The organism is Arthrobacter sp. zg-Y750 (genome assembly GCF_020907365.1).
Taxonomy (GTDB): Bacteria; Actinomycetota; Actinomycetes; order Actinomycetales; family Micrococcaceae; genus Arthrobacter_B.
Window position 1 is genome coordinate 287,173 of sequence record NZ_JAJJOC010000016.1, and the last position, 12,003, is coordinate 299,175.

At 65.5% G+C, this 12,003-nt stretch carries 8 protein-coding genes; 3 read left to right on the forward strand and 5 right to left on the reverse strand.

The genetic code is table 11. The features are described from left to right. Positions 1-120: 120 nt before the first annotated feature. Together LOC57_RS12220 and LOC57_RS12225 are read left to right on the forward strand one after the other, a co-directional pair. Complete coding sequence (locus LOC57_RS12220; RefSeq protein WP_442860176.1) at positions 121-2,019, forward strand: BCCT family transporter; 1,899 nt, start codon at positions 121-123, stop codon at positions 2,017-2,019. 225 nt (positions 2,020-2,244) lie between these two features. Further along, on the forward strand, positions 2,245-3,786 hold the full coding sequence (locus LOC57_RS12225) for an alpha/beta hydrolase family protein (protein ID WP_229960024.1): 1,542 nt from the start codon (positions 2,245-2,247) through the stop codon (positions 3,784-3,786). A gap of 72 nt (positions 3,787-3,858) precedes the next feature. Here LOC57_RS12225 and LOC57_RS12230 read toward each other — a convergent pair whose 3' ends face one another. The 5 genes from LOC57_RS12230 to LOC57_RS12250 all read right to left on the reverse strand — a co-directional run bounded on the left by LOC57_RS12230 (position 3,859) and on the right by LOC57_RS12250 (position 11,006). Further along, the gene (locus LOC57_RS12230) at positions 3,859-5,268 is read right to left on the reverse strand and encodes a sugar porter family MFS transporter (protein WP_229960027.1); all 1,410 of its coding nucleotides are present in this window, start codon (positions 5,266-5,268) and stop codon (positions 3,859-3,861) included. A gap of 83 nt (positions 5,269-5,351) precedes the next feature. Beyond that, positions 5,352-6,254, reverse strand: a complete 903-nt coding sequence (sucD, locus tag LOC57_RS12235) for a succinate--CoA ligase subunit alpha (RefSeq protein WP_227913489.1) — start codon at positions 6,252-6,254, stop codon at positions 5,352-5,354. 38 nt (positions 6,255-6,292) lie between these two features. Continuing rightward, positions 6,293-7,462 (reverse strand): ADP-forming succinate--CoA ligase subunit beta, encoded by a 1,170-nt coding sequence (gene sucC, locus LOC57_RS12240; RefSeq protein WP_227913490.1) that lies wholly within the window; start codon positions 7,460-7,462, stop codon positions 6,293-6,295. A gap of 201 nt (positions 7,463-7,663) precedes the next feature. Continuing rightward, positions 7,664-10,117 (reverse strand): DNA helicase PcrA, encoded by a 2,454-nt coding sequence (gene pcrA, locus LOC57_RS12245; RefSeq protein ID WP_227913491.1) that lies wholly within the window; start codon positions 10,115-10,117, stop codon positions 7,664-7,666. An 85-nt stretch (positions 10,118-10,202) separates the two neighbouring features. Further along, positions 10,203-11,006 (reverse strand): inositol monophosphatase family protein, encoded by an 804-nt coding sequence (locus tag LOC57_RS12250; protein WP_227913492.1) that lies wholly within the window; start codon positions 11,004-11,006, stop codon positions 10,203-10,205. Between the two features lie 335 nt (positions 11,007-11,341). On the opposite strand from LOC57_RS12250, the gene LOC57_RS12255 reads away from it, so the two are divergent. Beyond that, positions 11,342-11,986, forward strand: a complete 645-nt coding sequence (locus LOC57_RS12255) for a hypothetical protein (RefSeq protein ID WP_229960029.1) — start codon at positions 11,342-11,344, stop codon at positions 11,984-11,986. Positions 11,987-12,003 lie beyond the last annotated feature (17 nt).

The following is a 12,003-nucleotide window of genomic DNA, read 5'->3' on the forward strand; positions in this document are numbered from 1 at the left end:
GGGGATACCGGCGGGAAGCAGGCGCACTGATTGCGCCCTCCGCCGGGAGTGGTTGCCATTCTGCTTACCCGTGCCCGCCATCAGGGCCCGGGCCCTTTGCGCTGACATAAGGAAAGGCCTATGGCTACCACTGAAGGTCCCATACGCGACGCTGGAAGGAACGACGGCGATCCCGCTGAACCCGCCCGGCTCTCCATTACCGTTGAGGAATCCACTACCTCCTCCATCCCCGTGGTGGAGCAGGAGCATGAACTCGTCCAGCTGATGATTGAGGGGCAGCGCCAGCAGGAGAAGGCGTTGAGCCGCGAGATCCCGGCCAAGCTGGACAAGGTGCTTTTTGCCGTCACAGCAGTGCTGGCCCTGGCCTTCATCGCTTGGGGCTTCTTCGGCACCGACAACCTGGCCTCGGTATCCCAGACCGCCTTGGACTGGGTGATCACCAACGCCGGCTGGTTCTTTGTCCTGCTGGCTTCCTTCCTTGTGGTGTACGTGATCTGGCTTGCCGTGGGACGCTTCGGGCGGATCCCGCTGGGCAAGGACGGCGAAGAACCCCAGTTCAAGACCGTGTCCTGGATTTCGATGATGTTCTCCGCCGGCATGGGCATCGGCCTGATGTTCTACGGCGTCGCTGAACCGCTGTTCTACTACATCTCCCCTCCCCCGGGTACCGACGATCCGCAGACCGCAGAAGCACTGCAGACGGCGATGGGAACCTCCCTGTTCCACTGGGGCCTGCACCCGTGGGCCATGTACGCCGTCGTCGGCATCGCCATGGCCTACGGAACCTACCGGCTGGGCCGGAGGCAGCTGATCTCCTCCGCGTTCACCTCGCTCTTCGGTGCCAAGCGGGTGGACGGCCCGCTGGGCAAGGTCCTGAACATCTTCGCCATTTTCGCCACCCTCTTCGGCACCGCTGCGTCCCTGGGCCTCGGCGCCCTGCAGATCGGCAGCGGCATGGAGTCGTCCGGCTTCTTCGGCACAGTGGGTACGCCCATCCTCGTAGCCATTGTTGCCATCCTGACCGGCTGCTTTGTCGCCTCTGCCGTGTCCGGGATTTCCCGCGGCATCCAGTGGCTGTCCAACATCAACATGGTCCTGGCAGTGGTGCTGGCGGCAGTCATTTTCGTGGTCGGTCCGACACTGTTCATCCTCAATGTCATCCCGGCCGCCATCGGCGACTACGCAACCAACCTCGCCCAGATGGCTTCCCGCACTGAAGTTGCCGGCGATGAATCCATGCGGGCCTGGCTCTCCAGCTGGACCATCTTCTACTGGGCCTGGTGGCTGTCCTGGACGCCCTTCGTGGGCATGTTCATTGCCCGGATCAGCCGCGGACGCACCATCCGGCAGTTCGTGACCGGCGTGCTGCTGGTGCCGTTTGTGGTCAGCGTGGTCTGGTTCTCGATCTTCGGCGGCGCCGCCATCGGCACCCAGCAGAAGGCCGCAGCCAACGGGGAGCCGGGGCTGGTGACCATGGTGGACGGTGAACCTACCATTTCCTTCGATGGGTCGCTCTTCGACCTCTTCGCCGCCCTGCCCATGCCCAACCTCGTGGCCGGCGCCGTGGGCGTACTGGCCATGATCCTGGTGGCCATCTTCTTCGTCACCGGGGCGGACTCCGCCTCGATTGTGATGGCCTCCTTGAGCTCCAACGGCGCGGAGCATCCCTCCCGCGGCGTCGTGGTTTTCTGGGGCGTCCTCACCGGCGCCGTGGCGGCGGTGATGCTGCTGGCCGGCGGTGATGAACCCTCGGAAGCCCTGGATGGTCTGCAGCGGATCACCATTGTCGCCGCCCTGCCGTTCGCCGTGGTGATGCTGCTGATGACCATCGCCCTGGCGAAGGACCTGGCCCGGGATCCGCTCTCCCTGCGGCGCCGGCTCGCCGTGTCCGTGGTGGGCCGCGCCATCCAGGCCGGCGTGGAAGAGCACGGCTCCTCCTTCGACCTGCACACCCGCGAGCACGACGACGGCCCGGAAACAGGTGCGCCGGTAAACACTGACGAGCCGCAGCGAAAGTAGCTCCTCTGCAATCAGGGGCGGCGGCGCGGGGTTTCCCGTGCCGCCGCCCCTGTGTTGTTATCCAGCGGCGGCGGCCAGTCAGCGGCGCACAAGATTCGTCCGCCAAACTGCCCCCTATCGGGTCCAATACGCACTCGAAGGCTTGTGCCCGTTTCCCCTTCTTCATAGTCTGCGAAAGTTACCACGCGGTAACTATCAGCCCTTCCCCAAGACAATGAGGTCATCATGAGGAAACACCTGGCTATTCTGGGGGTGTCCGCCGCACTGTTGGGTACATCCCTGGCGGCTGCGCCGGCCATCGCAGCACCGGCGGCGCCCGCCATCCGCACCGACGTCGTCATCACCAGCTTTGACGGCACCCCCATCCATACCAACTTCTTCCCGGCCACGGGTCTTGCTGCCGGACAGCAGGCGCCTACCGTGATGGTGGGACCCGGGTTCGGCCTCCCCGGCGGACGCATCCCAACCACAACCACCAATACCCTGATCGGTTCCATCGGCATCGCTCCCCTGCGCGATGCCGGCTACAACGTAGTGACCTGGGACCCCCGCGGTTTCGGCTTCAGCGGCGGCGAAGCCTATGTAAACAATCCCGCTTACGAAGGCCGGGACGCATCGGCCATCGTGGACTTCATCGCCACCCAGCCCGAAGCCCGCCTGGATGCCCCCGGCGATCCGGTACTCGGCATGGCCGGCGCCTCCTACGGCGGCGGCATCCAGTTTGTCCTCGCCGCCCAGGACCAGCGGGTGGATGCCATCACCCCGACCATCGCCTGGAACGATCTGACCACCAGCCTCTACAAGGCCGGCTCCTTCAAAACCGGCTGGGGTGCGCTGCTCTGCGGAGAGGGCACCGCGCTGGGGCAGCTGGGCTCCCTGGTGGGGAACGACGGCGCCCTCTCGGCTCCGGTGCGGAAGGCCTGCCAGGAGGGCCTGACCTACCCGAACCAGCTCAGTCCGGAATCCATCGCCTACTTTGCGTCCCTGACACCGGACGAAATGTTCACCTCGATCACCGCACCCACGCTGATCATCCAGGGCACCGCAGACACCCTGTTCACCCTCAATGAGGCCACCCGCAACTATGAACTCATCAGCAGCACCGGCACCCCCACCAAAATGCTGCAGTTCTGCGGCGGGCATGGCCTGTGCAACTCCACTGCGGGACCGGACCGGATCACTCCGGCGGTCTTGAACTGGTTTGCCAGGTATCTCCGGAATGAACCGGTGAACACCGGGGCAGCCTTTGAGTTCATCGACCAGAACGGCATCACCCGCGCCGCGCCGGGCTACCCGCAGGCCACCGGATCCCTGACAGGTACCGGGCGCGGCTCGATCCTGCTCTCCCCCGCAGCCATCAGCGGCGCCGTGATCGCCGCCGCTGTGGCGCCCGTGGCAGTGAACGTGCCGATCGTTTCCCCGGCGGTTCCGACGTCGGTCTTCGGGGCCCCGCAGCTGACCCTCACCTACCGCGGCTACGCACCGCGGGGCAACACCCACGTTTACGCCCAAATCATCGACAAATCCCGGGCATCACTTGTACTGGGCAACCAGGTGACACCCGTTCCGCTGATCCTGGACGGCACGGAACATACCCTGACAGTGCCGCTGGAAGAGGTGTCCTACACAGTGACTGCCGCCAGCCGGCTGGTACTGCAGATCACCCCGGCCACGTCCGTGTATGCGCTGCCCAAGGCGACGGCACTGACCAGCTTCACCGCTTCGGTGGCTTTGCCGACCGTTGCCGCCTACCCGGCCGTGCCCTAGGGGGGCACCGGGAACAGAAACGGAAGGGACCCTGCACCGTGGTGCAGGGTCCCTTCCGTTTCCAGCGTCGGGCTACTTGGTGCCGGCAGCGCGAAGCTGCGCTTCCACCTGCTCCAGGCTCTGTCCGCGGGTTTCCGGAACAAAGCGGCGGACAAACACCAGGGCCAGCAGCCCCAGCACCACGAAGATAAAGAAGGTCTTCGAGATACCGATGGCGTCCATCAGGATGGGGAACGAGAAGCCGACGGCGAAGTTGGTCATCCACTGCACAAAGACGGACAGGCCGATACCGAGGCCACGGACCTTCAGCGGGAAGATTTCCGAGAGCATCAGCCAGGTCACCGGGGATACCGCGCCCTGCTGGAAGCCCAGGAACAGAACCGTCAGGGCCAGGATGATGTATCCGCGGGCATCACCTTCGGCAACGAAGAGCGACACCACGCCGATCAGCAGCAGCGAGGAACCGGTGCCGATGAGGCCGGTCATCAGCATGTGCCGGCGGCGGACCCGGCCCAGCAGCCAGATACCGAAGATGGCAGCCACAACGGAGACCACGCCGTTGGCGATATTGGCGGTCAGGGCGGCTTCGGTGCCGAACCCCGCGTCCTCCAGGATCTGGGTGCCGTAGTACATGATGGCGTTGACGCCGGTGATCTGCTGGACAATGGACAGTCCCATGCCGATCAGGAGCACCCGCAGCAACCAGGGCTCGGCGAAATCGCGCAGCGTCCCGGTCTCCGCGGAGTCCTTTTCGGCCAGGGTGCGTACTTCTTCGTGTTCCGCCTGCGCGTCTTCCTCGCTGCGGATCCGGCGAAGGGCCGCGAGGGTCTCGGCGAAGCGGCCCTTGGACGCCAGCCAGCGCGGGCTTTCCGGAACAAAGCTGATGCCGATCCACAGGGCGATGGCAGGCAGGGTGGCCACCACGAGCATCCACCGCCACACGCCCTGGTCCTCGCCCCAGAGGTTGCCGATCACGGCATTGGCTATGAAGGCCACCAGCTGTCCGGTGACAATCATCAGCTGGTCGCGGGTAACCATCTGGCCGCGGCGCTCCGCCGGCGCCAGTTCGGCCAGGAACACGGGTACAAGCGCGGAGGCGCCGCCGACCGCCAGGCCAAGAACCACGCGGGAGCCCACCATTACGGCAATGGTGGGCGCCAAGGAGGTGCCCAGCGTGCCCAGCAGGAAGACGGCGGCCAGACCCATCAGGACCCTGCGCCGGCCGAACCGGTCCGTCAGCTTGCCGGAAATGGCTCCGCCGAAGGCTGCACCGAACAGCAGGCTGGACGTAATCAGGCCCTCGGTGACCGGGGTCAGGCCGAGATCGTCCTGCATGTACGGCAGTGCACCGTTGATAACGCCGGTGTCGTAGCCGAAGAGGAATCCGCCAAGGGTAACAATCCAGGACGCACGCCGGAGCGCCCGCCGGTGCGGTGTTGCTTTCGCGGGCTTGGTGGAGCCGTTTGATACTGAGGTGGACATGTCTAACTTTCTTACCGGATCAGTACGCACAAAAACCCCCGTCCTGCGGAAAAATCCGCAGGACGGGGGCATGCGCGGTGGAACTAGAGGGCTGCGAAAACTTCGCGCAGCAGGGTGGCGGTCTCGGACGGCGTCTTGCCGACCTTCACGCCGGCAGCCTCGAGGGCCTCTTTCTTGGCCTGGGCGGTTCCAGCGGAACCGGAGACAATGGCGCCTGCGTGGCCCATGGTCTTGCCTTCGGGAGCCGTGAAACCTGCCACGTAGCCGACAACCGGCTTCGTGACGTTGGCCTTGATGAACTCTGCGGCACGTTCCTCGGCGTCGCCGCCGATCTCACCGATCATTACGATGGCCTTGGTCTCGGGATCCGCTTCAAACGCAGCCAGGGCGTCGATGTGAGTGGTGCCGATGACCGGGTCGCCGCCGATGCCAATGGCCGTGGAGAAGCCAAGGTCGCGCAGTTCGTACATCATCTGGTAGGTCAGGGTGCCGGACTTGGAGACCAAGCCGATCGGGCCCTTGCCGGTGATGTTGTTGGGGGTGATGCCAACCAGAGCTTCGCCGGGCGTGATGATGCCGGGGCAGTTCGGGCCGATGATGCGCGTGACCTGGTTGCCGTCAGCATCCACCTTGGACTGGGCGTGGGCCCAGAACTCGGCGGAGTCCTGCACGGGAACACCTTCGGTGATGACGACGACGAGGCCGATGCCGGCGTCGATCGCTTCCATGACGGCGTCCTTGGTGAAGGCCGGCGGCACGAAGACGATGGAGACGTCTGCGTTGGTCTTGTCCATGGCCTCAGTCACGGTGCCGAAAACGGGCAGTTCCACGTCGCCGTGGGTAACCGTGGTGCCGGCCTTGCGGGCGTTAACGCCGCCGACAACCTGGGTACCGGCCTTGAGCATCAGGGCGGTGTGCTTGGTGCCTTCGCCGCCGGTGATGCCCTGAACGATGACCTTGGAGTCCTTGTTCAAAAAGATAGACATAAGGGGATTCTCTTTCTAAAGGTTCGACAGGCTCTTGGTCAGCGAGCGGCGTAAGCGAGCTCGGCAGCCTTGTCGGCGCCTTCGTCCATGGTGGTGGCCAGGGTGACCAGCGGGTGGTTGGCCTCGGCAAGGATGCGGCGGCCTTCTTCGACGTTGTTGCCGTCCAGACGGACAACCAGCGGCTTGTTGGCTTCGTCGCCGAGGATTTCCAGGGCCTTGACGATGCCGTTGGCCACGGCGTCACAGGCGGTGATGCCGCCGAAGACGTTCACGAATACAGACCGAACCTGCTCGTCATTCAGGATGACGTCCAGGCCGGCGGCCATGACGGATGCCGAGGCTCCGCCGCCGATGTCCAGGAAGTTGGCCGGCTTCACGTTGCCGTGCTTCTCACCGGCGTAGGCGACGACGTCGAGCGTGGACATGACCAGACCGGCGCCGTTGCCGATGATGCCCACCTGGCCGTCAAGCTTGACGTAGTTCAGGTCATTGGCCTTGGCCTTGGCCTCGAGGGGATCCGCGGCGTCCTTGTCTTCCAGGGCGGCGTGGCCGGCCTGGCGGAAGTCGGCGTTCTCGTCCAGGGAGACCTTGCCGTCGAGGGCGAGGATCTGTCCGTCGCCGGTCTTCACCAGCGGATTGACCTCAACGAGGGTGGCGTCTTCCTTGGTGAAAACGTCCCACAGCTTCAGGATGGCGTTGACCACGCCTTCGCGCAGCTCGGGGGCGAACCCGGCGGCGTCGACGATCTCTTCGGCCTTGGCGGTGTCGATGCCGACGGCGGGATCAACAGCCACGCGGGCCAGGGCGTCGGGACGCTCCACGGCCAGCTGCTCGATCTCCATGCCGCCTTCGACCGAGCACATGGCCAGGTAGTTGCGGTTTGCGCGGTCCAGCAGGACCGAGAAGTAGAATTCCTCGGCAATGTCGGCACCCTGGGCGATCATCACCGTGTGAACGGTGTGGCCCTTGATGTCCATGCCCAGGATGTTGGATGCGTGCTCGAAAGCTTCATCGGCGGTCTTCGCGACCTTTACGCCGCCGGCCTTGCCGCGGCCACCAACCTTGACCTGTGCCTTGACGACGACAACGCCGCCGATCTTCTCAGCAGCAGCTTTGGCTTCTTCAGGAGTGTGCGCCACGATTCCGGCGAGCACGGGTACACCGTGCGCCTCAAACATATCGCGCGCCTGATATTCAAACAGGTCCACGGGCTAGTGTCCTTCTACGTCGAAGTAGGTTTACATTCGATCTGACGATCGCAGAGCAGATGCATCCAGCCGGTCTGCTCCATTGGGAACTTTAGTACCTCGGCGCTTGGCGCCGATCACAGACTACCTCTTTAGTGATGAAGGACACACTTCTATCGCTTGTAGAAATCGGCCGGTCTGCGTTATGAAGAACGGCGCGTTTCAGGACTCCTTCGTCAGCGGCGCATAGCGCAGCAGCAGGCGCTTTTCCCCGATGTCGAACTTCACCTTTGCCACTGTTTTGTCCCCCGCACCTTCCACGGCCAGCACGGTGCCGTGCCCGAAGGACGTGTGGTTGACCTTGTCCCCGGCTGCCACGGAGATGACTTCCTTTTGCGGCTGCACGCGGCCCATGGCCTTGGCCACCGGCGCATTGGCGGTGCTGCCGCCGGTTCCCAGCGGTGTACCGGCGCCCCAGGAGGACCCGGAGTAGCGGCTGGACGTGATGCTTCCGCCGCCGCCGCCCCAGGCCGGCCGCTCCATTCCTTCGCGCTTCCAATCGATCAGGTCCGCCGGGACCTCGCTCACGAACTGGCTGGCCGGGTTGTACTGGCTCTGTCCCCACATGCTGCGAACCTCGGACCTGGTCAGGTACAGCCGCTGCCGCGCCCGGGTCAGCCCCACGTAGGCCAGCCGCCGCTCCTCTGCCAGTTCGGCCGGGTCTGTGGCCGAGCGCTGGTGCGGGAACAGTCCCTGCTCCATACCGGTCAGGAACACCACCGGGAATTCCAGGCCCTTGGCGGTGTGCAAGGTCATCAGGGTCACCACGCCCTGCCGGCGGGATTCCTCCACGGCTGCCGCAACTTCCTCCGCGGAGCCTTCCGGCGCGTCGGGGATGGAATCGGCGTCCGCCACCAAAGAGACCTGCTCCAGGAACTCGCCCAGGGACCCTTCGGGGTTGTCCCGCTCGTACTCGCGCACCACGGCCACGAGTTCGGCAAGGTTCTCGACCCGCGACTCGTCCTGCGGGTCGTTGCTGGAGCGCAGCTGGGCCAGGTAGCCGGTCTGTTCCAGTACTGCTTCCAGGGCTGCGGCGGCACCCGAGCCGGAGGCTACCTCCGAGAGGTCATCGATCAGTTTCACGAAGCCGTTGATCGAGTTCAGCGACCGGGTGGCCAGGCCCGGCGCCTCGGCGGCACGGCGCAGTGCGGCCATAAAGGAAATCCGTTCCCGTTCGGCCAGGGCCGCCACGGAGTATTCCGCGCGGTCGCCGATGCCGCGCTTGGGTTCGTTGAGGATCCGGCGCAGGTTCACGACGTCGTCGGAGTTCACCAGGACGCGCAGGTAGGCCAGCGCATCCTTGATTTCCTTGCGTTCGTAGAACCGGGTGCCACCCACCACTTTGTAGGGCAGCCCTACGCGGACCAGCACGTCTTCGAGGGAACGGGACTGCGCGTTGGTCCGGTAGAACACCGCGACGTCGCCGGGGCGCAGGTTTTCCTCGTCCTGCAGCCGGTCAATCTCCTCGGCAATGAACCGGGCTTCCTCGTGTTCGTTCTCGCCCACGTAGCCGATGATCTTCTCGCCGTCGCCCTCAGCGGTCCAGAGCCGTTTCTCCGGCCGGTTGGGGTTGCGGGAAATCACCGCGTTGGCCGCATTGAGGATGGTCTGGGTGGAGCGGTAGTTCTGCTCCAGCAGGATGGTCCGTGCTGCGGGGTAATCCTTCTCGAAATCGTTGATGTTCCGCACGTCGGCGCCGCGGAATGCGTAGATGGACTGGTCGGAGTCGCCCACCACGGTCAGTTCCGCCGGCGGAACGTCAAGGGCGTCGTCGTCGCTGCCCACCAGTTCGCGGACCAGCGCGTACTGGGCGTGGTTGGTGTCCTGGTACTCGTCCACCAGGATGTGCCGGAACCGCCGGCGGTAGTATTCGGCCACGCCAGGGAAGGCCCGGAACATAAACACCGTCTGGGCAATCAGGTCATCAAAGTCCATGGCGTTGGCCTGGCGCATCCGCTGCGCGTAGCCCTTGTAGACCTCGGCCACAGCGGATTCGAACGGGTCGGAGTAATTCGCCGATTCGGCGTAGGACTCTTCGTCCACCAGTTCGTTCTTCAGCGCAGAGATCTTGTTCATGATGGACTTGGGGGTGAACCGCTTGGGGTCCAGATCCAGGCCCTTGGCCACCAAGGTGATCAGGCGCAGCGAGTCCGCCGAGTCGTAGATGGAGAAGTTGGAGTTCATCCCCACCGTTTTGGCCTCGCGGCGCAGGATCCGCACGCAGGAGGAGTGGAAGGTGGAGATCCACATGGTCTTGGCGACGCCGCCCACCAGGTTCTCGATCCGCTCGCGCATTTCCGCGGCGGCCTTGTTGGTGAACGTAATGGCCAGGATCTGGCCGGGGTTCGAGCGGCCGGTGGCCAGGAGATAGGCGATGCGGTGGCTGAGGACCCGGGTTTTGCCCGATCCGGCACCGGCCACAATCAGCAGGGGCGACCCGGCGTGTTTCACCGCTTCTTCCTGTTGCGGGTTCAGGCCCTGCAGCAGGTCCGCGGCACGGCTTTCGTCCGCATAGGAGGATCCCCGCCGGGTGTGTTCGGCCTGCGGTGCCTGCGCGGCAGGCTCCGGAGCGTTTTTGCGGGGTGCGGGAAAGAGTGGATCAAAGAGGTAGTCCATGATGGCTTTAAGTCTAGGCGCTGCGGCTGACAATCCGGTGAGCACCGCCTGCGGTCCGGTCCACGCCCGGACCACGGGCAGCCGGTCAGGCGGAGGTCAGGGCTTCGTGGATCTCCCGCACGGCGCCGGCGGAACCGGCAATGTGCCAGCGGAACCCGTTTACTTCGACGACGGCGGTGCTGCCGCCTGCAGCCAGCACAATGGCTTTGCCGGGCAGCCAGTCCCATTCCGGGCAGCTGTGCTGGAACCAGGCCCCGGGCTGGCCGGAAGCCACCCGACCCAGGTCGCAGGAGCCCGAGCCCATCATCCTCAGGGTTGCCGCGCGCGACGCCGCTGCCGTCCACGGGCCCACCACTTCCGGGCGCTGCAGCCAGGTGGGGTGCAAGTAGGTGCCGGCGCATAGCCGGTTCAGCGGTTCGTCGGCCGGCGCACCGATCGGCTCGCCGTTGAGGGTGGCCGGGCGGCCCTTGCCGCCAACCCACAGCAGGTCTTCCTGCGGCTGGTAGATGGCGCCGAGCAGCACGTCGGGGTCACCCGGCAGTTCGTGCGGGCCCGGCTCGGACCGCAGTGCAATGGCCGAGCACCAGTAGGTGGACCCGGTGAAAAAGTTGTAGGTCCCGTCCACGGGGTCGATGACCCAGGACCGGCCGGAGGTGCCGTTGTGGCTGGCGCCCTCCTCCCCCACGATGCCGTCGTCCGGACGCAGTTCCCGCAGCCGGCGCACCACCAGCGCCTCCGCCTCGCGGTCCGCGGCGGTGACGACGTCGGACACCGAGGTTTTCTGGCTGGCGGTCAGCCCCTCGGCACGCATCTGCAGGGCAAGCTGCCCGGCTTCGCGCACCAGGTCGGCGGCCAGTTGGAAGTCCTCGGGCAGGGCATTCTCACTCATGCCTCCCAGCGTAGCCGCCCGTCTCCGCCCCGGACAGGCGCAGGTCAGGAGGGGGCATTTGGGCGGGGTGCAGGTGGGCGGTGTGCGGGGGCGCGGGTGTACAGCTAATGCGGCTTGGAGGGCTGGCAGGCCGCATCAGCTGTACATAAGGCACCAGGCAGGCCGCATCAGCTGTACATAAGGCACCAGGCAGGCCGCATCAGCTGTACATAAGGCACCAGGCAGGCCGCATCAGCTGTACGGAAGGCGACGGTGAAGGACCCCCAAACCCGCAGCGCCCGGTCCCCGCGGCGCTGCAGGCCGGGCCTCACCGGCAGTGCGGCCATACTGTACGTATGGGAAAATCAGCAGCACAGCGCGCCGCAAAACACGGACCTCAGGCCGGCCTGCCGCGGCCCGGCACCCCCGGAGCCCCTGCCGGTCCGGGAACCCCGGGACCGCAGGGCAAGTCCAGCCCCGGCCTGGTGGTCATTGCGGGCGTGGTGACCACGCTCTTCCTCTTCTGGTACCTGCATCTGCTGGTCCTGGGCCAGCTGACCCAGCTCGCCGACGGCTTGGCCATGCCGGATTCGATGGTCTTCGGATACGGCGAAGACCATCTGTCCGCGCTGCGTGCGGCCATGGACGCCGATGCCCTGGGCCAGCTCAGCTATGTGCACAAGACCGCCGGGGTGCTTTTCCCGCTGATCTTCGGCCTGACCTGGCTGCTGATAATCGGCCTGAACACCCAGCGCCGGACGCTGCGCTGGGTGCTCTTCAGTGCGCCGATCCTCTTTGTGGTCGCGGACCTGTGGGAGAACATCGCCATTGACAATGCCCTTGGCGCAGCCGAACTATCGGGAGGCGACGCCGCCCTGGCGTGCACGCTGACCGTCTCCCGCTGGATCCTGCTGGCCCTCAGCCTTGCGGCGTCCGTGGTTGCCGTCTTCACGCGACGGGTGGGACGGCCACCAGAACCGCTCGCCAAGGATGAAGGTTAGGGCCGGTACCACCACGG